This is a genomic window from Sorangium sp. So ce590, from assembly GCF_051521365.1.
In the GTDB taxonomy this organism is placed as follows: domain Bacteria; phylum Myxococcota_A; class Polyangia; order Polyangiales; family Polyangiaceae; genus Sorangium.
The window spans coordinates 7,554,496-7,579,659 of record NZ_CP150346.1; the positions used below are offsets into that span (position 1 = coordinate 7,554,496).

At 71.7% G+C, this 25,164-nt stretch carries 20 protein-coding genes and 2 pseudogenes; 14 read left to right on the forward strand and 8 right to left on the reverse strand.

What is annotated here, in order from left to right; genetic code table 11:
* Positions 1 to 55 precede the first annotated feature (55 nt).
* Positions 56 to 409: a hypothetical protein gene (locus WMF28_RS28225; protein WP_437596427.1), complete on the reverse strand. Its 354-nt coding sequence runs from the start codon at positions 407 to 409 to the stop codon at positions 56 to 58.
* 174 nt (positions 410 to 583) lie between these two features.
* Between WMF28_RS28225 and WMF28_RS28230 the strand changes: the two genes are divergently transcribed.
* The 4 genes and pseudogenes from WMF28_RS28230 to WMF28_RS28245 all read left to right on the forward strand — a co-directional run bounded on the left by WMF28_RS28230 (position 584) and on the right by WMF28_RS28245 (position 3,524).
* Positions 584 to 808, forward strand: coding sequence for an addiction module protein (locus WMF28_RS28230; RefSeq protein ID WP_437596428.1), 225 nt, complete (start codon positions 584 to 586; stop codon positions 806 to 808).
* An 88-nt stretch (positions 809 to 896) separates the two neighbouring features.
* Positions 897 to 1,145: pseudogene (locus tag WMF28_RS28235) on the forward strand (JAB domain-containing protein); the annotation flags it as partial.
* 703 nt (positions 1,146 to 1,848) lie between these two features.
* The gene (locus tag WMF28_RS28240; RefSeq protein ID WP_437596429.1) at positions 1,849 to 2,718 is read left to right on the forward strand and encodes a formate/nitrite transporter family protein; all 870 of its coding nucleotides are present in this window, start codon (positions 1,849 to 1,851) and stop codon (positions 2,716 to 2,718) included.
* A gap of 410 nt (positions 2,719 to 3,128) precedes the next feature.
* Positions 3,129 to 3,524 carry a VOC family protein gene (locus WMF28_RS28245; protein ID WP_437596430.1) on the forward strand — a complete coding sequence of 132 codons (396 nt, stop codon included), beginning with the start codon at positions 3,129 to 3,131 and terminating at the stop codon, positions 3,522 to 3,524.
* Positions 3,525 to 3,680: 156 nt separating this feature from the next.
* Here WMF28_RS28245 and WMF28_RS28250 read toward each other — a convergent pair whose 3' ends face one another.
* The 4 genes and pseudogenes from WMF28_RS28250 to WMF28_RS28265 form a co-directional block, all read right to left on the reverse strand.
* Complete coding sequence (locus WMF28_RS28250) at positions 3,681 to 4,385, reverse strand: NADPH-dependent F420 reductase (protein WP_437596431.1); 705 nt, start codon at positions 4,383 to 4,385, stop codon at positions 3,681 to 3,683.
* Between the two features lie 386 nt (positions 4,386 to 4,771).
* Positions 4,772 to 4,858: pseudogene (locus WMF28_RS28255) on the reverse strand (alpha/beta fold hydrolase); the annotation flags it as partial.
* 104 nt (positions 4,859 to 4,962) lie between these two features.
* Positions 4,963 to 5,880, reverse strand: a complete 918-nt coding sequence (locus WMF28_RS28260) for a hypothetical protein (RefSeq protein WP_437596432.1) — start codon at positions 5,878 to 5,880, stop codon at positions 4,963 to 4,965.
* A gap of 305 nt (positions 5,881 to 6,185) precedes the next feature.
* Positions 6,186 to 6,794: a GyrI-like domain-containing protein gene (locus WMF28_RS28265; protein ID WP_437596433.1), complete on the reverse strand. Its 609-nt coding sequence runs from the start codon at positions 6,792 to 6,794 to the stop codon at positions 6,186 to 6,188.
* Positions 6,795 to 7,506: 712 nt separating this feature from the next.
* On the opposite strand from WMF28_RS28265, the gene WMF28_RS28270 reads away from it, so the two are divergent.
* From WMF28_RS28270 to WMF28_RS28290, 5 genes are all read left to right on the forward strand, one after another.
* On the forward strand, positions 7,507 to 9,126 hold the full coding sequence (locus WMF28_RS28270) for a serine/threonine-protein kinase (protein ID WP_437596434.1): 1,620 nt from the start codon (positions 7,507 to 7,509) through the stop codon (positions 9,124 to 9,126).
* A gap of 10 nt (positions 9,127 to 9,136) precedes the next feature.
* Complete coding sequence (locus WMF28_RS28275; protein WP_437596435.1) at positions 9,137 to 10,123, forward strand: tetratricopeptide repeat protein; 987 nt, start codon at positions 9,137 to 9,139, stop codon at positions 10,121 to 10,123.
* A gap of 52 nt (positions 10,124 to 10,175) precedes the next feature.
* On the forward strand, positions 10,176 to 11,789 hold the full coding sequence (locus WMF28_RS28280; RefSeq protein ID WP_437596436.1) for a hypothetical protein: 1,614 nt from the start codon (positions 10,176 to 10,178) through the stop codon (positions 11,787 to 11,789).
* A 160-nt stretch (positions 11,790 to 11,949) separates the two neighbouring features.
* Positions 11,950 to 12,717: a hypothetical protein gene (locus WMF28_RS28285; protein WP_437596437.1), complete on the forward strand. Its 768-nt coding sequence runs from the start codon at positions 11,950 to 11,952 to the stop codon at positions 12,715 to 12,717.
* 56 nt (positions 12,718 to 12,773) lie between these two features.
* Positions 12,774 to 14,468 (forward strand): hypothetical protein, encoded by a 1,695-nt coding sequence (locus WMF28_RS28290; protein WP_437596438.1) that lies wholly within the window; start codon positions 12,774 to 12,776, stop codon positions 14,466 to 14,468.
* Positions 14,469 to 14,546: 78 nt separating this feature from the next.
* On the opposite strand, the gene WMF28_RS28295 is transcribed toward WMF28_RS28290, so the two are convergent.
* Both WMF28_RS28295 and WMF28_RS28300 read right to left on the reverse strand, forming a co-directional pair.
* Complete coding sequence (locus WMF28_RS28295) at positions 14,547 to 15,404, reverse strand: hypothetical protein (RefSeq protein WP_437596439.1); 858 nt, start codon at positions 15,402 to 15,404, stop codon at positions 14,547 to 14,549.
* Positions 15,405 to 15,420: 16 nt separating this feature from the next.
* A complete protein-coding gene (locus WMF28_RS28300) occupies positions 15,421 to 15,633 on the reverse strand; it encodes a hypothetical protein (protein WP_437596440.1) in 213 nt (70 codons plus the stop codon).
* 1,012 nt (positions 15,634 to 16,645) lie between these two features.
* Between WMF28_RS28300 and WMF28_RS28305 the strand changes: the two genes are divergently transcribed.
* The 3 genes from WMF28_RS28305 (at position 16,646) to WMF28_RS28315 (ending at position 19,673) form a co-directional block, all read left to right on the forward strand.
* Entirely contained in the window at positions 16,646 to 18,025 is a 1,380-nt protein-coding gene (locus WMF28_RS28305) for a S41 family peptidase (RefSeq protein WP_437596441.1), read from the forward strand.
* Positions 18,026 to 18,115: 90 nt separating this feature from the next.
* Positions 18,116 to 18,850, forward strand: a complete 735-nt coding sequence (locus WMF28_RS28310) for a hypothetical protein (RefSeq protein WP_437596442.1) — start codon at positions 18,116 to 18,118, stop codon at positions 18,848 to 18,850.
* Between the two features lie 40 nt (positions 18,851 to 18,890).
* A complete protein-coding gene (locus WMF28_RS28315; protein ID WP_437596443.1) occupies positions 18,891 to 19,673 on the forward strand; it encodes a hypothetical protein in 783 nt (260 codons plus the stop codon).
* Positions 19,674 to 19,808: 135 nt separating this feature from the next.
* Here the strand turns inward: WMF28_RS28315 and WMF28_RS28320 are convergent, their stop codons facing one another.
* Positions 19,809 to 21,446, reverse strand: coding sequence for a glucose-6-phosphate isomerase (locus tag WMF28_RS28320; protein WP_437596444.1), 1,638 nt, complete (start codon positions 21,444 to 21,446; stop codon positions 19,809 to 19,811).
* Positions 21,447 to 21,590: 144 nt separating this feature from the next.
* On the opposite strand from WMF28_RS28320, the gene WMF28_RS28325 reads away from it, so the two are divergent.
* Both WMF28_RS28325 and WMF28_RS28330 read left to right on the forward strand, forming a co-directional pair.
* Positions 21,591 to 24,518 (forward strand): 2-oxoglutarate dehydrogenase E1 component, encoded by a 2,928-nt coding sequence (locus WMF28_RS28325; RefSeq protein WP_437596445.1) that lies wholly within the window; start codon positions 21,591 to 21,593, stop codon positions 24,516 to 24,518.
* Positions 24,515 to 24,979 (forward strand): PaaI family thioesterase, encoded by a 465-nt coding sequence (locus tag WMF28_RS28330; RefSeq protein ID WP_437596446.1) that lies wholly within the window; start codon positions 24,515 to 24,517, stop codon positions 24,977 to 24,979. The genes WMF28_RS28325 and WMF28_RS28330 overlap by 4 nt, the downstream gene beginning before the upstream one ends.
* Positions 24,980 to 25,164: the final 185 nt, after the last annotated feature.

Below are 25,164 nucleotides of genomic sequence, written 5' to 3' on the forward strand. Positions count from 1 at the left end.
ACCGGCCACCGAAGGCGACCCGGACGACGGCGCGCATTTCCGTCGAGACGGCCATTCACGCAGCGTGCAGCGGGCCGCCGTCGATGCGGGCAAATCCGTCGAGGATGGAGGCGCGGCGCCGGTCGAACTCCTCGAGGAACCTGCGCGTGTCGGCCACGAGGGCCTGTTGCTGGGCCATGAGCTGGGCCAGCTGTTCGTTCTCGCTCTCGACCCGAGCCAGCTCGGCCGCCACGTCTCCGGCCTCGGCACGCAGCCGAGCCATCTCCGGGGCAAGCAGCGCCGCCTCCTCCGCCTCGATCCGCGCCATGAGCGCCGCTAGCTCCGCCTGCTCGGGCTCCGTCAACGTGCCGGAGAGCTCCTTGCCACGGAGATGGTCGAGCTTGCTCTGGTCATCCTTGGTCCAGCTCATGACAGCCACCCTAGCCATACCAGGCCAGGAGCACCGGGGCAACGGCCGGCCTCTCCTACCTTGCACGAGAGCATGGTCGTTGAGCAGGACAGCTCGTCGCCGTCGTCGTGGCATCGCCTCGGCGATGGGGAAGCGCGCCTGGGCAGCCTCCGAGGCGCGCGGTACAATCCCCCCGTGAACCTTCCCGAGCTGGAAACCGCAGCCCTGAAGCTGCCCCTCGCGGAGCGCGCACGTCTCGCAGAGACGCTTCTGGAAAGCCTGGATGAGCTCTCCGAGGAGGAGCACAGGCGCCTCTGGACCGAGGAAGCGACGCGCCGCGATGCAGAGCTCGACGCGGATCCGTCCCGGGGACGACCGGCCGAGGACGTCTTTCGTGACGCCCGCGCGCGGCTCCGGTGACGCTCCCGGTCATCGTTCACGATCTGGCTGAGGTCGAGCCAGAAGCGGCGGCCCTTCACCTGGCGCGGGCGCCAGTAGTCCGGCTCGGCGCCTGCTCGCCCGCGGATCCGACGACGCCCTCTACGTCGGCCGCTCCACCGTCCTGCGCACGGCGCTGGACATGGCCGCCCACAGCTTCGTCCTGGCCCACAACCACCCGAGCGGCGACCCGACGCCGACCCGCGAGGATGAAGCGATGACCCTGGAGCTGCGCCACCTCTCCGCGGAGCTGCACGTCCCGCTCACCGCCCACGTCGTCGTCACCCCCAGCGGCCGCTACGCCGCCGTCCACGAGTAGGTCTCCTCGCGCGGCGCTGCGCCCCTGCGCATCCAGCCGAAAGCCTCCCGCGCACCGCCCCAGCCGGCAGCCCCGCGGTGCGTTCGCTCCCGTCATCGCGGCTGGCCGGGGAGGAGCCGGGGTGCTCCTCGTGCTTGGCTCGACGGCGAAGCGGGCTTGCCTCCCGCGTCCACCCCGGCGCGATGTCGACCGCCACCGTCACCCTCGCTCTCCCCGAAGCGCTCTACCAGCGACCGAGGGGGACTGCGCTCGCGACCCGACAGCCGCTCGAAGCCGCGATGCTGCGCGCGCTGAGCCTCGGCTGCCCTCCCGCCTGGGGGAGAAGGAAGTCCAGACGTTTCGGAGACGTCAAGTCCCACCGTTGGGACTCTTCATCCAGGATTCCGATTCGCAGGACAAGACACGGCAAACGCGCCTCGGCGGGTCCACCTGGGGCGGCGTGAAAGGGGATCCCTGCGCCGGCCCCAAACATCTCCTCTCGATAAATCGCAGTTCGATCGTCGACGGAAACATTGACGAAATGAAGCCGCGTCTACACTCCGCGGGACGTCGAGAGAGCTCGATCACTCCGGCACACGCCGGGGCGATCCGTTCGCGCTGCCGCCCAGGCCGCGCCGGCCAGCGCGGCGCGGCCTGACAGGGGCGGGCGCGCCAAGCTCGAGTCCTGTCGCAAGTCACGTCTTCACGGAGGAAAGCCAAGCTTATGTCCTATTTGGCGCCGGCAGAATTTGTCACCAAGATGGTCGATGCGGGCGAGTCCAAGGTCTTCATGTCGACCCGGGACACGTTGATCCGAGCGTACATGGCCGGCGCGCTGCTCGCGCTCGCCGCCGTCTTCGCGGTGATGGTCACCCAGCAGACGGGATACCCGATCATCGGCGCGATGCTGTTCCCGGTCGGCTTCTGCATGCTGTACCTGCTGGGCTTCGATCTGCTCACGGGTGTGTTCGTGCTGTCGCCGCTGGCGCTGATCGATCGCCGCAAGGGCGTCACCCTGGGCGGCGTCCTGCGCAACTGGGGCCTGGTCTTCACGGGCAACTTCGCCGGCGCCGTCACCGTCGCCGTGATGATGGCGGTCGTCTTCACCTTCGGCTTCTCCACGGAGCCGAGCGCCGTCGGCAAGGCCATCTCCGGCATCGGCGAGGCGCGCACGCTCGGCTACAAGGAGTATGGCGCCGCCGGCATGCTGACGCTCTTCGTGCGCGGCGTGCTCTGCAACTGGATGGTCTCGACCGGCGTGGTCGGCGCGATGATCTCCAACACCGTCGGCGGCAAGGTGACGGCGATGTGGATGCCCATCATGCTGTTCTTCGCGATGACGTTCGAGCACTCCGTGGTGAACATGTTCCTGTTCCCGTCGGCCATGCTCATGGGCGGCAACTTCTCGGTCATGGACTACATCGTGTGGAACGAGATCCCGACCGTCGTCGGCAACATGCTCGGCGGCATCACCTTCACGGGCCTCACCCTGTACGTCACCCACCTCAAGACCGCCCCCAAGCTCGTCCCCGCCGCCAGGGAGCGCGAGCTCCCCGCCGAGCCGCTCCGCGCCTCCACCAGCTCCGCCTCCTGACGCGCCCGCAAGCAAGCGGCCCGCCCCCGGCGCTGCGCACCTCCAGAATCCACGTCCGCAGCCCCTGGCAGCACAGGCCGTGCGTCCGACGGCGGCCGGGCCCCGGCGGCAGGCCCATGATGCGCGTTGCGACCTGCGCTGGACGGGCCCCCTCCGGTGTTCCGCAGCCCCGTCTCGGGTTCCAGCCGAGGCGGAGCGCTCTGCCCGACGTGCAAGGTAGCACGGAAACCTACGTTTCCCGGCGTTTCCGCGTCGATGTGACATCACGCGTCCTGGCCCGTGCGCGACGGGCCGCTCCCGGCGTTGGGCCTGCCCATGGAGCTGCCGGCGTGGGGCGCGAAGATTTTTTTCGAGCGACCGATGACTTCTCCGCGGGCGGGGGGTCCATGGAGCAAAAGGAAGACCACCTCATGTCCCACAAGCTCTTCGTCAGCCTGCCCATCAAGAACCTCGATCGCACCATGGCGTTCTTCAAAACCCTCGGCTTCACGTTCAAGTTCACGGACGAGAACGCCGCCTGCATGCTCATCGGCGAGCACGCCTACGCGATGCTGCTCGTCGAGCCGTTCTTCAAGACGTTCACCAAGAAGGAGATCTGCGACACCGCGACGCACGTGGAGGGGGCCTTCGGGCTCTCGTGCGCGAGCCGCGCCGAGGTGGACGCGATGGTGGCGAAGGCGCTCGCCGGCGGCGGCAAGGAGGCGGGGCCGCCGCAGGACCACGGGTTCATGTACGGGCGGAGCTTCGAGGACCTCGACGGGCACCACTGGGAGGTGCTGTGGATGGATCCAACGGCCGCGCAGTAAGCCGCACGGATCTCGGCGGAGGAGGAGGGATTCGAACCTCTCGTCCCCGGTCGGTCGATCCTGGCAGCAGCCGTCAACTGCCTGGTGGGCCGTCTGCCCTGATCAGGGCACCACCTCTCGACACCCTCCGGGTTGAATTCAATTCTCCCCGGAGGCTCAGCTCGGGCTCTGCGACGCGATGAGCGATCGCAGCCAGTCGTCCGAGGCCTTGCGGTACTCGGGGACGCGGCTCCGCTCGGCCGCGGCGAGCGCCTCCTTCAGCCGAGGCGCGTCGAAGTCGTGGATGTAGCAGGGGGTGCCCGGCTGCTGGCGCCACGAGTCCTCGAGGCCGCCCGCGTCGACCGGATCGAAGCCGAGCTCGTCGACGAGGCGCATGACCTTCGCCCGCGCTTCCGGCGGATCCCCCGCGATCGGGAGGGCGACGCGCCCCGGCGTGCCCTTCGGGCTGCCCTTCGCGAGCAGGCTCTCGAAGTAGATGTTGTTGAACGCCTTGACCACCGGCCGCCCGATCTGCTCGGCGACCCACGCGCTCTCGACCTGCCCCGCCTCGATGGCCGGGATGCTGCCGTCGCGGACCGGGTAGTAGTTGTTTGTGTCGATCACGACCACGTCGGCGGGCACGCCGGCGAAGAGATCCTTCGGCAGGTCCACGACCGCGCGCTGGGGGATCGTGACGACCACGATCTCGCCGCCGCGCGCGGCCTCCGCGGCCGTGACGGGGGTGGCCCCGGTCTCGGCGGCGAGCTCGCGGAGCGTTTCCGGCCCGCGCGAGTTCGCGATCACGACCTGGTGACCGAGCTTCCCCAACCGCTTCGCCAGCGACCCGCCGATCAAGCCGGCACCGATGATTCCGATCTTCATTCGTCACTCCTTCGAGCCGAGCCGCCCGCGATCGAGCGCGGAGGCCGGCGGTCCAGGTGCGTCGTCTGACGCAGACGGGCGATCGCTCGCGCCGTTCACGTCGGAGACGGGCTGTACCACAACGGGCCGCCCCCGGCCCGCGCAGGAGGCTGCCCCCAGGACGACCTTGCCCTCGGGGGTTGACCTGACCCTCAAGGTAGGACGACCTCATCCACGGACAGCGCGACGTCGCGCCCTTGCTGGGCCAGCAGCGGGCGCGTGCTGCGCGTGCAGCAACACCCGATTCGGCACAGCGGACGAGTGACCGCAGCAGCTACGCCAGCTCACGCAAGAACGACAGGACCACCTCTCCCAGGCGCTCGGGTTGTTAAAATCGATCTCGGGCGAAGGATGAGGCCGCGGATGGCCCCCGCCCCTCGACTCGCCACCACCGCGGCGGTCATGCCGCCCATCGAGTGGCCAAGCAGAACCGGAATAGCTGGATTCGAGCTCGCCCGCGCCCTCGCAACGCCCCGCGATGAATCAGCCGGCAAGGCCCGTCGGATTCATCGCCTTGCTGGGCCGCGTCCGTCCATCGTCAGGAGAGCACTTCGGTGGCAGTCTTCGCCCCGAGGACGTTATCGATCCAGCGGTCGAGGGTCGCGATGTCCGTGCATGCCTGGATGCGCGCGCTCTCGTTCTCGGTGAGCACGATCCCTGCACGCGCAAGCAGCCGCAGCAGCGTGTCCCTCTTGCCCTCCAGCCTGCCCTCACGCATGCCCTTGAGCTCGCCCTCACGCATGCCCTCGAGCTTGCCGCGATCGACGAGCTTCTGCACGAACGGGGGAAACGTCGCCTCGCCTTCGATCTGCCGTTCCATGACCAATACCTCCAGAGCCTGCCTCATCGGCTCACGCAACCCGTTCCAGATGAGCTGAAAATAGACCATCGCGTGCGCCTGGTCGAGCCGGCCGAGGCCGGCGAGCGCCGCCTGGACCACGGTCAGCCCGCTCGGCCCGTTGCCGTGCGCCACCGCCGACAGCACGGCGAGCTCCGTCTCGTTCTCCGCGTCGGCCGGGTCGGTGATCTCGGGGACGACCGCCGGACCGAGCACAAGCGGCTCGACGTTGCCGCGGCCCAGGCCGAGATCGATGTTCTCCGCGGCCCAGGCAGCCACGCCGGCGTCCGGCGCGACCACGAGGACGATCGTGCCGCAGCGCTTCCTGGCGCGCACGACCGTGACGTACGTCGGCCACGAGAACCTCTTGTCCGGGTCCACGTCGCGCTGGACCTCGATGACGATCGCCAGCACGAGCGCGCCGCTCGCGGCTCGAAGCTCGAGCACCAGATCGGCGCGGAACTCCACCGGGAGGAGCTGGTCGAGCGACGACTCGACAACCGCGACCGAGGCGTGCGGCGGCACCTCGACGTGGAAGAGCGTCGCGAGCCAGCGGGGCGCGAGCTCCGGGTGCTCGCGGAACATCTCGACGAGGGCGTTGTGCTCGAGGGTCGGCATGACGCTCGGCCTTCAGCACCCCCCATGCCGACACGAAACGCCGGGAAAATGCGAGCAGAGCTCCAGCTCAGGGGTGGCGGCGCCATGGCGGACGGGGATGGCCACCTCGCGCCACGCCAGGACACGGCGGCCCAACGTCGTCGTTCACTTCACACGCGGCCGGAGGCCGTCGGGTGGAATCACCACAGCCGGGGCAGTGTGCGTGGGCGATGACGACGTCGAAAAGCCCCATGATCCTTCGCTCGGCTAACGCCTGAGTCAAGCCGTGCCGCGAAGCGGCGTGGGCTTGAACGATCGGCCAGCCATCACTCCATAGGCTGGCGGACGATGGTCTTCCACTTGGCCGGATCGGCGCGACGTATGTCGCTCAGATACACCTCGTGGTGCTTTCCTGCAAGCGCCGAGCGCGCACCGATAAAATCATGGACTCGCTGGATGGTCGGTCCTTCTTCAGTGAAGGGGCCAATGTGAAGTACCTGAGCACATGATCCTTCGGCGAAGCTCTCCAGCCTGAGCGCGTCCACCACGGGGAGCGCCTTCTTTCGCCTCACCTCCACCATGGCCCCCTGGATCACCGCCTCCTCCACGAAATGAGGCTGCATGATCATCATCGTCCATTTCCACCTCGACCTATCGTCCGAGGTGAAGACGGACATGTCATCCGACCACCAAAGGCCTTCGAGAGGCATCACCGCATAGTCGATTCCTTGCGCCCCCTTCTTCACCATGAACTTCGTCGTGTAGGAAACGGAGAACAGCGCTTCCACTGCCCCGGCATACCCCTGTGATGTGTTGGGGTCGCCCTCGCCGTCGATCATGAGGAACCGAAACGTTGGCACTTCAACCTGAACCACCTCCTTCGCGGATGCCTGGTAGAGATGCTTGAGCTCCCTCTTGAGATCAACCTTCGACACGAATGCACCTGTTGATAGCTAACGGCCACGTGCTCACCAGCGGCTGACCGAGCAGCGAGGCCGGGCGGCGGGCCCTGGATGGCTCGTTCCATGAACCGCAAGATACCACGAGGCACCGCGACGGCGCAGCACACGGCCCTCGCGGGGCGCAGCGGCCCCGCCGCCGGGGCGCTGCGCCCGTGCGCATCCAGCCGGAAGCCTCCGTCGTTCGGGGAACCATGGACTCCCCCTGGCGGGTTCAAGGTCGATGGTGGCTCCGTCAGCATGGAATGATGGGTCGGCCATCATTCCATGCTGCAACGGCCATCGTCGAAGCCTGCGGGGTCAACCCCCGAGCATGGCTCGGCCAACCTCCAGCACGGGTTCAGCAACATCGCGAATGGCCAGGCGTTCACCCTCCCAGGATGGGGGCATGCTGGCGAGGACTTGCCCGGGCCGAGCCGTACCCCCGACGGCGCCGATGGGATGTACGGCGGCGACGCGTGCTCGGCGGAGACCGTGGCCGACGGGCCTGCCGTGGTGAACCCGTGCGAGGGCGGGCGCGGGCGTACCTTGACGGTTTCGCGCCCCGCCGCGCCAGACCGGGGTAACATGCGCCCGTCATGCATCGCGCGCCCGCCAGCCATCCCTGCCGCGCTCGCCGCGCTGGCTTCGCCGGCCTGGCCGGCGCAGCGATGACCCCCGTGGCCACGACCGGGGGTGGTCTTCGCCGATGACCCGAGTCGAACCCGCGGGCTTCCGGCCCGAGGCGCTTGTAGGCCAGGTCCTGCGCGGCAAGTGGCGCCTTGAGCACCTGCTCGGCTTCGGCGGCATGGCCATGGTCTACGCCGGCACGCACCGCAACGGGATGCGCGGCGCGGTGAAGATCCTCCGCCGCGAGCTGTCCGAGGACCAGGAGGCGCGCTCGCGGTTCCTGCGCGAGGGCTACGTCGCCAACCGCGTGGACCACCCGGGCATCGTCCGGGTGCTCGACGACGACGTCACCGACGACGGCTCGGTGTTCCTGGTCATGGAGCTGCTCGAGGGCGAGACGGTCGAGGCGCGCCGCGCGCGCGAGCCGAGCGGCATGCTCGGCGTGAACGAGGTGCTCGGCATCGCCGACGACCTGCTCGACGTGCTCGCCGTCGCGCACGAGCGCGGGATCGTGCACCGCGACCTCAAGCCAGACAACCTGTTCCTCACGCGCCAGGGACAGCTGAAGGTGCTCGATTTCGGCATCGCGCGGTTGCGCGAGCTCTCGTCCCCGACGAACAACGCGACGACGCGCGCCGGCACCCTGATGGGGACGCCGCAGTTCATGCCGCCCGAACAGGCAAGGGGGCAGTGGGACAAGGTCGACGCGCGCACCGACCTCTGGGCCGTCGGGAGCACGATGTTCCAGCTCCTCTCGGGGCGGTACGTGCACGAGGCCGAGACATTCCCGCTGCTCCTGCTCGCCGCCATGACCCAGCCGGCGCCGCCCGTGGGCAGCGTCCTGCCCGCCGTGCCCCCGCCGATCGCCGCCGTCATGGACGTGGCCCTCGCGTTCGATCCCGACCGGCGCTGGCCGAACGCCCACGCGATGCAGCGCGCGCTCCGCCAGGCGCGGGGGGGCGCGGCGTTCGACCCGGCCCCGGGCTCGCACGCGGATCCGGCGCGCATGTCCGCGCACCCGGATCGGGGGCGCGCGCTCATGTCCTCGGATCCCGGGCGCCCGACCGTGCAGGCGCGAGGCCCAGGGAGCGGGCCGCGCGGCACGGAGCTCACCGCGGCGAGCCCGGGGAGCGGCGGCGCGGTCGGCGCCGGCTCGGCCGGCGGCGGCACGGCCAGCGCCGGCACGGTCTCGCCGGTCGTGGAGCGCTCGGTCGGCACGGAGCGCCCGGCGCCGCGCTCGGCGGTCCTGGGCGCGATCCTGGCCGGCGCCGGCGCGCTGGCCGTGGGTGCCCTTGTCGCGCTCGTGTGGTGGCAGCGGGGGAGCGCTGGCGGGGACGCAGAGCACCCGTCCAGCGGATCCGCGGTGGAGGCCGAGCCGCGCCCTGCCGCGAGCGCCGGGGCGGAGCCGGAGCCGCACGGCGGCGCGGGTGCGCAGCCCGCTCCGTCCGGCGACGCGGTCCCGGCGATCGCGCCGTCCGCGCCCGCGCCCACGCCGCCGCCCGCGCCCACGCCGCCGCCCGCGCCCACGCCGAGCGCGTCGGCGACCGGGGCGCCGTCGAGCGCGACCGCGGCCACCTCGAGGCCCGCCTCGGTGGGAAAGGCGCGACCGCCCGCGACCGCTCCGGTGAAGACGCCGCCCGCGCCGACGCCGGCTCCCGCGCCGACGCCGGCGGAGGACCCGTACAACCGGAGACGTTGAGGTCGCACGGATGGGTAGATTGAGCTCGCGTAGACGATTCCCGGCCGAGGTGCTCGCCCTGGGAGGGGCCGCGCTCCTCGCCTGCCCCGACGCCTCGGCGCAGGCGCGCGATCCCGCGGTCGCGGAGGCGCTGTTCGACGCCGGCAGGGCGGCGCTCCACGCGAAGGACTACGAGACCGCGTGCCCGAAGTTCCGGGAGAGCTACGAGCTCGATCCGGCGCCCGGGGCGCTGCTCAACCTCGGCGACTGCGAGGAGAAGCGCGGCAAGATCGCGACCGCGTGGTCGATCTTCCGGCAGCTCGCGCGCGATCTGCCGGCGAACGACGACCGGCGCCCCATCGCGCAGGCGCGCGCCGCCGCGCTGGAGGGCCGCGTGCCGAGGCTCACCATCCGGCTCGCGCCCGGCGCGCCGGCGGACACCGCCGTGCAGCGCTCGGGGATCCCGGTCGGCGCGGGCTCGCTGGGCGCGCCGTTGCCCGTGGACCCGGGCGAGGTCCAGGTGACGGCGACGGCGCCGGGCCGGAAGCCGAAGACGTTCACGGCGCAGCTCGCCGAGGGCGCGCAGGCCGAGCTGCTCGTGGCGCCTGAGGAGCCCGCGGCCGGCGGCGCGAGCGCAGGGCCCGCGCTCCCCCCGAAGCAGGGCCCGGAGGGGGCGGGGAGCTCGACCTGGCGAACGGCCGGCTGGATCGGCGCCGGCGTCGGCGCGGTCGGGATCGGCGTCGGCGCCGCGTTCGGGCTGCGCGCGCTCGGGAAGAAGGGCGACGCGGAGGCCTACTGCAACGAGGCCAACGTCTGCGGGGAACAGGGGATCCGGCTGCAGGAGCAGGGCACGACCGCAGGGACGATCTCGACGGTCGCGTTCCTCGTCGGGGCGGCGGCGCTGGGCGCCGGCGCGGTGCTCATCTTCACGGCGCCTTCCCCGGCGCAGGCGTCCTCGGCCCCCAGGGCGATGGTGGGCGTGGTGCCAGGAGGCGCCGTGGCGAAGGTGATCTTTTGACGGCGGCCGTACGCGCCGCGCCACGGGAGGCGGGAAGATGACGCGCGATCTCATGAGCACTCGACCCCTGTTCTGCGCCGGGCTGCTCGCCGTCGTGGCCACAGGGGGCTGCAACGCGATCATCGGGCTCGAGGTCGGCGAGCTGGACTCATCGTCCGGCAGCGCGGGCGCGACGTCGGCGAGCGTGTCCGCGGTCGGCACGGGCGGCGGCGGCCATGGCGGGGGTGGCGGCGGCGGGGGTGGCAGCGGCGGGGGTGGCAGCGGCGGCGAGGGTGGCGGCGGCGGGGAGGAGGCGCTCTGCGGCCATGTCCGCGAGGGGGCTGTCCGCGCGCCGTCGAGCGAGTGGGGAAAGCTGTCGGGCCTGTCGGTCGCCGGCATCGCGGCGCTGGACGGCGCGGTGACGGCGATCGTCAAGGAAAGCCGAGGGCTCGACACCGCGCCCGACAAGATCGGGTTCTCGGTCGCGAGGTGGGACCCGTCCGGGACCCTCGACGGCGCGTACGGGATGCGGACCGGGGACCTGCCCGGCAGCGTCTGGCCCGAGCACCTCCTCGTCGTCTCGGACGTCGCCTACGTGACCGGGGCGTCGGATGCGCCGTTCACCCTGCTCACGCCGGACGGCGGGTGCTCCGTCGGCGCGCACGCCGATACCGGGCATAAACCGAGCTTTCTGGCGGCGCTCGACCAGCTGGGCAAATGCAGCTGGATCTGGAGCGTCGACGCCGAGCTCAACACCTCCCCGATCGCTCTGGCGGCGACGCCCAAGCGGGTCGTGTTCGCTGTCTCGGTGTCGGGAGCGGCGCGCGCGAGCACCGACGATTGCCTCCTCGGGACCGGCGACGCGCGCGGGTCCACGGAGCTCGTGGGGCTCGACGCGGACGGCATGTGCATCTGGAACCTCGCGTTCGATACCACCGCGACCGTCCGCGTCGAAGAGCTCGTCGCCTCCCCGGAGACCGGGGAGGTGCTCGTCGTCGGCGACTACAATGCGCCGGATGGGGGGATCAAGATCCAGGCGAAAGAGCTCCCCGCCACACCGGATCGCGACCTGTTCGTCGCGCGCGTCCGGCTCGAGGACGGCGAGGTGACGGAGGTCCTCCCGCTCAGGGCCCCTGGAAACCAGTCGGCGGCGCGACACGGGGCCGCGCTGCTCCCGGGCGGCGACCTCGTGCTCTCCGGGACGTACACCGGGCCGTCCTTCAGCTTCCAGGACGACTGCCCGCTCCTGCCGGAGGCGGGGGAGACGGAGAACACCTTCGTCGCGCGCGTCTCGAGGGGTGGAGTGGCCTGGAGCCGTGGATTCGGCGACGCCGCGGAAGATCAGATGGTCGTCAGCCTCGAAGTGGACAGCGTCGGCTCGATCTACGTGACGGGGACGCTCGAGGGCGAGATTCCTCTGGGGCCCGGCGAGAGGCTCGCGGCCGAGGCGGATCAGCTGTCGAGCTATCTGATCGTGCTCAGTCCGGGCGGCGGCGTCCTCTCGGCCACCGCGCTCGCGGGGGCCGGCACCGTGGCCGTCTGGTCGGTCGCGCCGGGCGCGACGCTCGGCGATCCGCTCTACATCGCCGGTGAGCTGACGGACACGTTCCCTCTCGTGCCCACCGACAACCATCCCATCCAGGCGCCGGGAGAAGGGTTCATCGCTCGGTTGAAGGGCATGCCGTGACCGCCGCGCGCGCTCTCGAGCGCGCGCCAGGCGAATAGCCCACGACATTTCCACACGACACCGCAGAGCCTGCCACGCACGGCAGAGCCTGCCAGGTGCGGCGCGGCGCATAATCCAGCCACCGGTTGACGCCGGTGGGATCGGCAGCTTCCATTCGTGCATGCGCTTGCTTCACCGATGTTTCCACCTGGCTCTCCCCACCGCCGCCGCCGCCCTGAGCGCCGCAGCGGGGTGTGATTTCCCCGACGCCACGTTCACCGACGACACGAGCGCCGCGAGCGCTGGCGGAGCCGGCGCCGGCGCCACCACGTCGTCGGCGAGCACCGCCGCCTCGTCCTCGGACGCAGCGGGCTCCGGCGGCGGCGCGGCGACCTCCGGCGCGGGCGGCGACGGCGGCGGCGCGGCGGCCTCCGGCTCCGGCGGCGCGGGCGGCGCGGGCGGCGACGGCGCTGGCGGCAACGGCGCGGGCGGCGACGGCGCGGGCGGCGACGCGGCGACCTCCAGCGCGAGCGCGAGCTCGGCGGTCTCCGGCTCCGGCGGCGGCGCGGCGAGCTCCAGCTCCAGCTCGGCCGTCTCCGGCTCCGGCGGGGGCGGCAGCGTCGACTGCGACGCCGACGACGATGGCTATCGTTCGACCGCGTGCGAGGGCGGCAACGACTGCAACGACAACAACCCCTCGGTCCACCCCGGCCAGCCCAGCACGTTCTACGAGACGCCGATCAGGCCGGGGGGCGGCTTCGATTACGACTGCAGCGGCGCGGAGGAGCGGGAGCTCCCGGTGGTCAACTGCAGCGGCCTCGTTTGCGCGGCGACGACCAACGTGTTCCTGACGAACGTCGCGTGCGGAGCCCGAGGTCCATTCGGCGGTTGCAACGCCCTCTGCCAGACCACCATCATCTATCCTGACTCCGTCAGGGCTTGCCACTGAGCCCGCGCTGGCGCGATGGTGGCCTCGGGGATGCCACGCAGCGGAGAACCGAGCCGATGAAACGCGAACCTCGTACGATCCGATCCATCGTGTCCTGCGCCGGCCTGTTCGCCGCCGTGGCGGGCGGCTGCAACGCGCTCATCGGGCTCGAGGTCGGCGAGCTGGATTCATCGCAGGCCGGCGCGGGCGCGGCCCCGGGCGCGACCTCCTCCTCGGAGGTCTCGGGCACGGGCGGCTCGGGCACCGGCGGCATCGGAACGGGCGGCATAGGCGCGGGTGGCTCCGGTGCGGACGGCTCCGGTGCGGGTGGCTCCGGCGCCGGAGAGTCGGGCGGCGGGGGCTCGGGCGCGGGAGGTGCGGGCAGCGGCGGCGGGGGCAGCGGCGGCGGGAGTCCGGTGTGCAGCGACGCCGGCGGCGCCATCATCGAGCCGTCGGCCAAGTGGGGCGAGACCCTCGGCTTCGACGTGGGCGACCTCGCCGCATCGGGCGGCGCGTTGACGGCCGTCGTCACGGATGTCCTCGACGATTCGGCGTATCACTTCACCGTCGCGAAGTGGAGCGCCGGCGGGGCGCGCGACAGCCGCTACGGGCTGGCGGCGAAGGGCGTGTGGGGCTTGCACCTGGCTGCCGGCAGTGACTTCACCTATGTGGCCGGGGAGTCCGAGGGGGCCATCAACCTGCCCACCGGGAATCTCAGCGCATGCCGCGTTGGCCCGCCTCTGCTCGATACCGCCTTCACGACGAGCTTCGTGGCGGCGCTCGGTCCAGAGGGCAAGTGCGGGTGGGTGTGGAGCGTCGACGCCAAGCACGGTACCACCGCGCGCGGCCTCGCGGCGACCTCCGAGGCGGTCGTCTTCGCCGTCGACGTGTCGGAGGCCGGCAGGAGCTTCGGGCCGTGCGCGCCCGGGGACATCCCGGCCGATTCGGCGCTGCTCGCCGCGCTCTACCCGGCGGACGGCGCGTGCAGGTGGCAGCGCCGCCTCGGACCGCGAGCGGCCGTGACCGTCAAGGCGATCGCCGCCGACACGAGGTCGGGATCGAGGCTCTTGACCGTCGTGGGCGACTACGACTCGCTGAGCGGAGACGTCTCGTTCGGCGGAGACACCCCCTTCGCCTCGCAGCGCCGCGATGTCTTCATCGCGCGCTATGTGTCGAGCAGCGGCGCCCTGCAGGACGTGAAGCCGCTGAACCTCGACGGCGATCAGCAGGTGGCGCAGCACGGGGCCGCGCTGCTCCCTGGCGGCGACGTCGTGATCGCCGGCACGTACCGCGGGCGCATCAGCTTCGGCGATCGCTGCCCGGCGCTGCCCGACGCGGGGGAGACGGAGAACTTCTTCATCGCGCGCGTCTCGGACGATGGCGTCGTGTGGAGCCGCGGGTTCGGCGACGCGACGGAGAGCCAGATCGCCGCCGGCGTGGCGGTGGACGAGGGTGGCTCGATCTACGTCACGGGCGAGTTCACGGGCGCGATCGCGCTGGGGAGCGCCGGGATGCTCACGACCTCCCGGAAGCGGGCGGGATTCCTCATGAGGCTGGATGCCCAAGGCAACCTCATCTCGGCGGCCCGGTTCGAGGGAGACGGCTCCGTCGCCGTGCGGATCGTCGCGGCGAGCGGGGCATCCGGCGAGCCTCTCTACATCGCAGGCGTCGTGGCGGGGACGCTCGACCTCCCCGGGCTCGACAAGCCGCTCGGCAGCGACGGCGATCGGGAATCGCACGGGTTCATCGCGAGGCTGTCGGGCATGCGCTGATCCGCGGGCGCGTGCGCGGACGCGCCGGGAGCGGCGGCTCCGGCGTGGAGGATCTGCGGGACCAGGAGGGGACCGGGGTCAGCGGTCGCAGCACGCCACGTGCGTCTCCCCCGGCTCCAGCTTGCCGCCTTCGATCGTGGAGACCGAAGGGGTGCAGGAGCCGGGTTCGTCCTGGATGAAAGCGGATCGCATCGCCGCGAGCGGTGCGTTGGCGACCCTGCTGCACAGCGGTGACTCGATGTTGGTGATCAACGTGTTGCCAAGTGCGTCGAAGCAGCGTTCATCCTGGTAGAGCGTGATTTGCGCCGTGCATTCCCCGCCGGTCGGCGCGCCGCAGGAGCAAGGCGTGCAGGTGCGGGCATCGATGACGGTGGAAAAATCATGCCGAAACGGGTAGCCCTTCCAGCATTCTCCATTGGCCTGCGTAGGGTAGCAAGAAAAGGCGTATCCAGGAATCCGGTGTGGAGTCTTGGGCTTGCAAGCCCTCACATCTGCCAGGGGACGGCGCCACGGTTCCGGCGCCGGTGCCACGGGGGCGCAGGGAGCCAGCGCCGGCGGCTCGAAGGTCACGGACGCGAAGGCGTCGCTCTGGATGGGCGTGGCAGCCGCCGCGCAAGACCCGTCCCAGGATTCGCTGGCTTCCACGGAGCCGACGTCGTCCTCGCCAGGGCAGACCGAGGCGTGCACGGTCACCTTCGACGGCAGCGTGCAGGCGGCTGGGCCGCACTCGCAGGCTTCGCATTTGTCCGGCGTCTCCTTCCCGACCAACCCCTCCCACAAGACCTCATCTCCGAAGAGGCAATCGGTGCTATCGCCATGGTTCTCAAACCGAACGTAGAAGTGTTCGCGCTCGTCTGGAGACGGCAAATCGTAGGACTCCGGCGAACAGCCGATGGGAGCGAACGCGGTCAACGTGAGGAACACAGCCGAGCGCATCGTGGTCACCAACCCTTCACGGCAGCGGTTCCGTGGCGCAGCAGAACACGCGCGTATCGTCATGTTCCACCAGGCCGCGAGTTTCGGAGGTGCTCGTCGTCGGCGTGCAGGTGCCCGGCTCGTCCTGCGTGAGGATCACGCGCACAGCCGAGAGCGGCTCGGGCGCGGGGGTGTCGTGGCATGTCGTGTCGTTGAGCCCGACCCCGAAACCCGTGTCAAGCTGATTCACACACGTGGTATCGCCGTACAGGAGCACGTCGACCCTGCAATTACCTCCTGACGCTGCAAGCACACGGCGTACACGTGCGGTTGTCCCGCCCTCGATGGGTGTTCGCTAAGATGCAAGCTTGCATGGCTCGCCGCGCCGGACGCGAGGGGACCTTATCCGGCGTGGCGTTGCTCTCTACATCATCTAGCCGCCGGCAGGGAGCGTCCCAGCTGCCACCGTGTTTCATTCGTTCAAGATTGTCGCATTGGGAAATCGACAACAAAATTCTCGCTCGATAACAAAAAAAGCACGTAACAAGGGCGACGGGCCGTCAGGAGCGGACCGTTCTGTTGATTTTTTGGGACTCCAAGGTGATCGGTACTCTAGGTCCGCCGGCGCGGAGCCGCCGCGAAGCGGCGCAGAAGTCCGGCCATCCTGGCCGACCTCCTGGCTGGCGGGACTGGTCAGCGGGTCGGGACGGGTTGTGTGCCGCAGCGTCGAAGGCCATGGTGTGCCGAGCGCCGTGGACCGTGGGGCTGGCGAAGAGCGTGAGGAGGCCCAATTGCTGCGCAGGACACATACAAGACCGCGCAGGAGGGTACCGGCGCTGCGCAGGAGGGTACCGGCGCCGCGCAGGAGGGTACCGGCGCCGCGCAGGAGGGTACCGGCGCCGCGCAGGAGGGTGCGCGACGCTGCGCAGGAGGACACCGAGGCTGCGCAGGAGGGACGGCGACGGTGCGCAGGCGCCGAACCATGGTTGCGCAGGACACGAACAGGGCTGCGCAGGAGGGTGCGCGACGCTGCGCAGGACGCGCGCGATCCTGACGCAGGACACCCCAACGGGTGCGCAGGAGGAGAGCGCCGGCTGCGCAGGACGCCGCCGAGACGCTCTGCAGATGCGCCCGGGTCGGCCTCGCCCACGCCTCGCCGCCGCGCCGGAGCCCTGGATCTCGCTGCGATGCCGTGACCTCCTTCACGGACCCGAGCGGCTCCGGTTGCGCCGGCGGCGCGGGCCGTCGCACCCTCGCGCGCGATGCCCGCCCCATGCTCGCTCCGCCGGCCGCGGCGCGCCGCGGCCGGCGCGAGCGCGGCGCTCTCCTGCGCCTTGCTCGCATGCGCCGCGCTCTCCTGCGCCCCGGCGCCGGCGCTCTCCCCCACGAGGGAGCCCGCGCCGCTCCGGAGCGTGCGCATCGCCGACGGTGATCTCGACGGCGAGCCGCGGACCGTGTCCGCGGCCGAGGCGCTCCGCGATCTCGATGACGCGCGCTACGCCTTCGAGCACGCCTACGCGGGCCTCGACGGGCGCTCGCCGTCTCCCTCGCCGCTCGCGATCGCCCGGGCCCAGGGCGCGCTCCGCAGCCGCGCGGCGTGGCGCCCCGCCGAGCTCGCGCGGCTCCTCCACGACGTGTTCGCGGCGCCCGACGGTCACCTCGCGTTCGGCCACGGCGGCCGCGCGCCGCTCCGGCTGGCCGCGACCTCGCCGCCCGCGCCGCGCCTCGAGCGCGCGGCCGCCGCCGAGACCGCGCCCCGCGCGGCACCTCCGCGGCGGCGCGATGCCCCTCCGCGGCGGCTCGATTCGCCGCGCCGCCTCGGCCACGGCCCGCCCGTCGAGCTCACGCGGAGCCGCGATGGCGTCCCCATGCTCGCCATCCGCACCTTCAGCAGCGCCGCCGCCCCGGCGCTCGCGGCGCTCCCTGCGCTCGCGGCCGAGCTGCGGCGAGCGCCCGCCTTCGTCGTGGATCTGCGCGGCAACGCCGGCGGCAACTACCTCTTCGCCGAGCGCTTCGCGCTCGCGCTCACCGACGCGCCGCTCTGCGCGCTCGACGAGCGCGAGGTCATCTCCGTCGCGGCCGCCGAGGGGCGCGCCAACAGCGTCCGCCGGCGGCTCGCGCGCGGCGACGTCCCGGACGAGGCGCGACCGCGCTTCGTCGAGCACCTCGCCGCGCTCGAGCGCCTCGCCGGGACGCTGCGGGCGCGCGCCGTGGGCCGCGGCGCCGCGGCGCCGCGCGCCGACCTCACGACCCGCGGCGCGCAGGTCCGCGGGCGGGCGACGGGGCCGCTCGAGGGGCGCGCCGTCTTCCTGGTCGACCGCGGCTGCGCGTCGGCGTGCGAGATGCTGCTCGCGCTGGTCCGACAGATCCCGGGCGTCCTCGTGGCCGGGCAGAACACCCGCGGCGGCATGAGCGTCGGCGAGCTCGCGTTCTTCCGGCTCCCGCGCTCGGGCGTCACCCTCTCGTTCGGCACCCGCGCGTTCCGCGACCCGCTCGGCGACTTCGCCGAGCTGCGCGGGTTCGAGCCCGACGTCCGGCTCGACGGCGCGGACCTCGTCGAGGAGGCGGCTGCGCTCGCGCTGCGCGGAGCGCCCTCGGGCCCACCCCGCCGCGACGCGCGGACATCGTGCGCGCCTCGTTGAGTTCGCGAGCGGTGCGCGTATCCTGGCCTCGCTGCACCGAAGCCACCCGCAGTTCCTTGGAGTCGCCGCGCGAGCGCGACGGGAGCCAGCATGCCGATCGGGCATACCGAAGGGAGTATCGTTCCACGTCGCCGCCTCGCCGCGCCGCGCGCCCGCCGCGCGCAGGCCGCCGCGCTGCTCGCGGCGCTGCTCGGGCTGGCCGCGACGGCGGCCGCGCAGGAGCCGGCCGCGCCGCCGGAGCCCGCGCTCGGCAGCACATCGGCGAGCCCCGCCGCGCCGAGCGCTCCTCCCGCGCCTGCGGGCGCTCCTCCCGCGCCTGCGGGCGGCGCGCTGGTGCCCGTTCCGCAGGGCTACTACTTGCCGCCGCCGTCGCTCCCGCCGTGGGCGAACCCGCGGACCATCCAGTACGAAGAGGGGGACCCGATCCCGCGCGGCTACGCGCTCAGGACCAGGCCGGACCGCACGCTCCTCGGGGCGGGGCTCCTGACGTTCGGCGTTCCGTACGCGATCTCGTTCACGGTCGCGGGCATCGCGACCCTCGCGGACGAGGATTTCGACGAGTTCGGGCCGCTGTTCATCCCGTTCGTCGGCCCGATGATCGGCACGGCGACCATGGACGTCGAGGGCGCGGGCCTCTTCTGGCTCGCGATGGACAGCGTGCTCCAGGTGAGCGGGCTGCTCCTGTATGCCGCCAGCTTCGCCCACGAGGAGGTCTATTTGGAGCGCCAGTTCTCGGTGAGCCCGCGCGGCCCCGAGCACGCTGCGTCCAGGTGGCCTGCGATCTCGATAGGCCCGTCGTCCGCGGAGCTCCGATGGCGATTCTGAGCCGGCGATCCTGCGCCGGGAGCTCTCACCCCGAAGGGAGATGCACGTGATCGCGATCCGCACTGTCCTTTCGATGGCCTCGCTGCTCGGCGTGCTCGCGCTCGCTACGCCGGCCGCCGCGGAGGGCGTCGCACCGTCCGTGCAGGGCGCGCAGCCGCCCCCTGGCTACCCGCCGCCGGGCGACGCGCCTCCAGGCTACCCGCCGCCTCCAGGCTACGCGCCTCCAGGCTACCTGCCTCCAGGCTACGCGCCTCCAGGCTACCCGCCGCCGCCGGGCTACGCGCCTCCAGGCTACCCGCCGCCGCCGGGCTACGCGCCTCCAGGCTACCCGCCGCCGCCGGGCTACGCGCCAGCTGCACCGCCCGTCATCCTCGGCATGCCGCGGACGCTGCCCTTCAAGGAACGCGAGCCGCCGCCGGCGGGCTACCGCCTCGAGACGCAGATGAGCCGCCGACTGGTGGTCGCGGGGTCCATCGTCCTCGGCACCGCGTGGGCGCTCGCCGCGCTGACGGCCGGGAGCATCCTCGCCGAGGGAGAGAGCGAGGCCGGCAGCTACACGCCGCTGTTCGTGCCCGTGGGCGGCCCGTTCATCACGCTCGCCACGGGCGAGGACATCGACTTCTCCAGCGACGGCGGCCAGGTCGCCGGCACGCTCGTGCTCCTCAACGGGCTCACCCAGGTGACGGGCTTCGCGCTGCTCGTCGCGGGCCTCGTCTCCAATCAGCAGGTCTGGGTGCGCAGCGACATCCCGCGCAAGGTGTCGCTCCACACCCCCGAGCTCCTCGTCGGCCCGACCGGCGGGACCCTGCGCGTCCAGTTCTGAGGCGCGAGCGCCAGGAGCGCCTCTCGGCTCCCGGCGCCTCCTGCGTCCTTCACGCCTCGCCTCGCGCCTCGCCGGGGGCCCGTCGGCCGCCCCGAGCAAGGCAGCACGCTCCCCCCGGGGGGGTGGACGCCCCCCTCACCGCGCCAGCCGGTACGTCGCGTCGAACGGCGAGCCCCCCTGCGGCACCTCCCGGACGACCCCGCGCTCCGGGTTCGCCGCGAGGTGGCGCAGGATCCAGAAGACCGTCTCGACGTCGTCGGTGCCCGCCGCGCGCGCGATCTCCTCGATCGGCAGCGCGCGCCCCGCGCCGGCGGCCAGCGCAGCGAGCACCTTGGTCTGCAGATCCAGCACCTCCTGCGCGGCCTTCTTCCCGGCCTCGACGCCGGGCTGGTGGTACGCGTTGATGCCCACGAGCGACGCATACAGCCCGACCGCGCGCTCGTAGAGCGCGATCAGCATGCCGACGGCGCGCGCGTCGACCGTCTCGATCGTGATCGAGATCGACTCGCGCCCGCTCTCGCTGAGCGCCTTGCGCGTCCCCTGGAGGAAGCCGGAGAGGTAGTCGCCCGTCGTGACGCCGGGGTCGACCTCGATCGCGCCGCGCGACGGCGCGCGATCGCGGAGCACCTCGATGAACGTGACGAAGAAATTGTCGAGCCCGTCACGCAGCTGCTGCACGTACGCGTGCTGATCGGTCGAGCCCTTGTTGCCGTAGACGGCGATCCCCTGGCAGACCTCCTTGCCCTGGAGATCGAGCCGCTTGCCCAGCGACTCCATCACGAGCTGCTGGAGATAGCGGGAGAACAGCTCGAGCCTGTCCTTGTACGGGAGCAGCACCATGTCCTTCCGGCCCACGCCGCCCGTCGCCGAGTACCAGGCGAGCGCGAGCAGCGCCGCCGGGTTCCGGGGCACCTCCTTCGAGCGCGTGACCTCATCCATCTCGCGCGCCCCCTGCAGCATCTCCACGATCGACAGCCCCTGCAGCGCCGCCGGCAGCAGGCCGACCGCCGAGAGCTCGCTCGTCCGCCCGCCGACCCAGTCCCACATCGGGAAGCGGGCCAGAAAGCCGTGCTTCGTCGCGAACCTGTCGAGCTCGCTCCCCTCCCCTGTCACCGCGACCGCGTGCGCGCCGAGCGAGAGGCCGAGCCGCCGGTACGCCGCCTCGAGCTCGAGCATCCCGTTGCGCGTCTCCTTCGTCCCGCCCGATTTCGAGACAATCACCGCGAGCGTCGCGCCGAGGTCGTCCCCTATCGCGTCCAGCGTGCGATCGATCCCGTCAGGATCCGTGTTGTCGAAGAAGTACGGCTGCATCCGGTCGGCCGGCGTCCCCAGCGCCGACGCGACGAACTGCGGCCCGAGCGCCGAGCCGCCGATCCCGACGACGAGCACCTTGCGGAAGCGGGCCGCCCGCTCCGGCCGCACGCGCGCCGCGTGCACGTCCGCCGCGAAGCTCAGGATCCGCGCGTTCGTCGCCTCGATCGCGGCGCGCAGCGCGGCCTCGGGCGCGAGCTCCGGCGCGCGCAGCCAGTAATGGCCGACCCGGCGGTCCTCGTCGGGGTTCGCGATGCTCCCGCCCTCGAGCGCCGCCATCTCGGCGAGCGCCGCCTGGATGCGCGGCTCCATCGTGGCGAAAAAATCTTTCTCGAAGTGGATCCGGCTCACGTCCAGCCACAGACCGAGGCTGGGGTCGTGGAAGAGGTGGTCCCGGAAGCGATCGAAGGGGAGGACGGCGGGCGCCGGTCCTCGACCCGGGGTTGCGCGGTCTTGATCCATGGTCCCCCTTGTACCGCTTCTCCCTACCATTTCTCCAGGCGCTCGGACCCCTTGTCCGGACGATGATCCGCCCCATGAGCCGGAGTCATCGGAAAACGACTCTAGCGTGCCGACCCGACCCGCGTTATTTGCACCACGAACACGATGCAGCTTGATTTCGGAATCAATGCAGGGCTCGTCGAGGAGCTCTATGCTCAGTACCTCGAGAACCCCGAGTCGGTAGACCCTGGCTGGCGCTCGTTCTTCGAGAGCAAGAACGGCGGAGCGGCGCCCATCAGGCTGCCCGCTCCCGCCGCGCTGCCGGCCATCCAGCCTCACGTGCTGCGGCCGTCGACGGCGCCCGGGAACGGGCACGGCAAGACGAACGGCGAGGCCGCGAAGACGCTGGAGGCCGCGTTCGCGCAGACGCTCAGCGAGCACCCGACCTCGCTCGAGACGCCGCGCGATCTGAAGGTGCTCGCGGAGGCCGCGCTCAAGGCGCGCGTGTACGCCCTCGTGAACGCCTACCGCGTGCGCGGCCACCTCTTCGCGCACGTCGACCCGCTCGGCCTGCCGCCCGCCACGCCGCCCGAGCTCGACCTCACGAACTTCGGGCTCCGCGTCGAGGACCTCGACCTGGCCTTCCCGACGACCGACCTCGCCGGCGTGCCGCCCGTCCTCACGCTGCGCGAGATCATCCGCCGGCTCGAGGAGACGTACTGCCGCTCGATCGGCGTCGAGTTCACGTTCATCGAGGAGCCCGAGGCGCGCCAGTGGCTCCAGCAGCAGATGGAGTCGACGCGCAACCGGCTCACGCTCGACCGCCAGAAGCAGCTCCGGATCCTGACGAAGCTCTCCGACGCCGAGATCTTCGAGCAGTTCATCCACAAGTCCTACGAGGCGGGGACGAAGCGCTTCTCGCTGGAGGGCGCCGAGAGCCTCATCCCGCTGCTCGACCTCATCATCGAGCGCGCGGGGTCGCACGAGGTCGACGAGATCGTGGTCGGCATGGCGCACCGCGGCCGGCTCAACGTCCTCGCGAACATCATGGACAAGAGCCTGCGCGAGATCTTCGCGGCCTTCGAGGACAAGGAGGCGGAGCGCCACCTCGGCAGCGGCGACGTCAAGTACCACCTCGGCTACTCGACCGACCGGACGCTCGAGAACGGGCGCAACGTCCACCTCACGCTCACGTTCAACCCGAGCCACCTCGAGTTCGTGAACCCCGTCGTGCAGGGGCGCGTCCGCGCGAAGCAGGACCGGCGGCTCGCCGACGGCGCCCCCGACGCGCGCCGCCGCGTGATGCCGCTGCTCATCCACGGCGACGCGGCGTTCATCGGCCAGGGCGTCGTCGCCGAGACGCTCAACATGATGAACCTCCCCGGCTACACGACCGCCGGCACGGTCCACGTCATCGTGAACAACCAGGTGGGCTTCACGACCGATCCGATGGAGGGGCGCTCGACCCGCTACGCGTCGGACATCACCCGGATGCTCAAGGTCCCGGTGTTCCACGTGAACGGCGAGGACCCCGAGGCGGTCGCGCACGTCGCGCAGCTCGCGATCGACTACCGCGCGCGCTTCGGCTCGGACGTGGTCATCGACATGTACTGCTACCGGCGGTACGGCCACAACGAGGGCGACGAGCCGCGCTACACGCAGCCGCGGATGTACGCCGCGATCGACAAGAAGCCGACCGTGCGGCAGGTCTACGTCCGGCGCCTCATGGAGCTCGGGCAGGTCACCGAGGAGAAGGCCGAGGAGATCGTCGTGCGGCGCCGCGAGGCGCTCGCCGCCGCGCTCGACGAGGTGAAGCAGAAGGGCTTCGCGCCGGTGCTCTACTCGATGGGCGGCGTGTGGTCGCACTACCGCGGCGGCGCCGATCACGCGACGCCGGACGCGCCGACGAACGTGCCGGCCGAGAAGCTCATCGCGCTGTCGCAGCGGCTCCTCGAGCTGCCCCAGGGCTTCAAGGCGCACCCGAAGGTGCTGCCGACGCTCAAGCTGCGGCACGATCGGCTCGTCGCCGGCGAGCCGTTCGACTGGGGCACGGGCGAGATGCTCGCCTACGCGACGCTGCTCGCCGAGAAGACGCCGGTGCGGCTCTCCGGGCAGGACGTGCAGCGCGGCACCTTCAGCCACCGGCACGCGGTGCTGCGCGACGTGGAGACGAGCGCGCGCTACGCGCCGCTGTCGCACGTGGCCGAGGCGCCGGGCCGCTTCGAGGCGTTCAACAGCCCGCTCAGCGAGGCGGGGGTGCTCGGCTTCGACTTCGGCTACAGCCTCGACTACCCGGACGGGCTCGTCATCTGGGAGGCGCAGTTCGGCGATTTCCTCAACGGCGCGCAGGTCATCGTCGACCAGTTCCTCACGTCGAGCGAGGACAAGTGGCACCGCCTGAGCGGCATCGTGCTCTACCTGCCGCACGGCTACGAGGGCCAGGGGCCGGAGCACTCGAGCGCGCGCATCGAGCGCTGCCTGCAGAACAGCGCCGAGGACAACATCCAGGTGTGCAACCTGACAACGCCGGCGCAGCTGTTCCACGTGCTGCGGCGGCAGGTGCACCGGCCGTGGCGCAAGCCGCTCATCATCGCGACGCCGAAGAGCCTGCTGCGCGTCCCGGCGACGTCGAAGGGCCCGCACCGGCCGGTGTCGACGATCAAGGACCTCGCCGAGGGCAAGTTCCACCGCGTGCTGCCCGACACGAGCGGGGTCGATCCCGGCGACGTGAAGCGGGTCCTGCTCTGCTCGGGCAAGGTGTACTACGACCTCGCGCTCGCGCGGGAGGCGCGCGGGCTCAAGGACGTGGCGATCCTGCGGCTGGAGCAGCTGTTCCCGCTCAACGAGGAGATCGTGAACGCGCTCGCGCCCTACAAGGACGGCACGCCGCTCGTGTGGGTGCAGGAGGAGCCGCGCAACTACGGGGCCTGGTACTACATCCTCGCGGTGCTCCGGCAGCGCATCGGCGACCGGCTGCCGCTCTCGTGCGTGAGCCGCTCGCCGAGCGCGAGCCCGGCGACCGGCTCGCGCGCGAGCCACCTCCTCGAGCAGAAGATGCTGATGGACGAGGCGTTCGTCGGGGGCAGGAGTTGAGCGAAGCGGCGAGCCTGCAGGACAGGTACGCGCCGCAGAGCCGCTGCTTCGGGTGCGGGCCTGCGAACGACAAGGGGCTCCGGCTGAAGAGCCGCGTCGAGGGCGACGCGGTGGTCTGCGACTTCACGCCGGAGCCGCACCACGAGGCGTTCCCCGGGATGCTCAACGGCGGCATCATCGGCGCGCTGCTCGACTGTCACTCGAACTGGACCGCGGCCCACCACCTCATGCAGGCGCGGGGGGCCGACGCGCCGCCGTGCACGGTGACGGCGGACTTCCACGTGAAGCTGAGGAAGCCGACGCCGCTCGGCCCGCTGCGCCTGCGAGCGCAGGTGGCGGAGGCGGAGGGCGACCGCGTCGTGATCGAGGCGACCCTGGAGGCGGGGGGCCGGGTCACGGCGACGTGCCGCGGGACGTTCGTGGCCGTCAAGGAAGGGCACCCGGCCTACCACCGCTGGTAGGCCTGCGGGCCGCGCCGGGCGGCGTCGTGCGGTGAGCGGCGGGCGGCCTCTCGCGCCGCCGCGCCGCCCGTCCGTGACCGAGAAGGCGGTGCTCGCCGCCCCGTGGCACACGCGATGCTCGCGCCCCGGCGAGCGGCGCCCCCGGCGGGTCGCGCGGCGCAGGTCGCGCAGCGCGGATCGTGGAG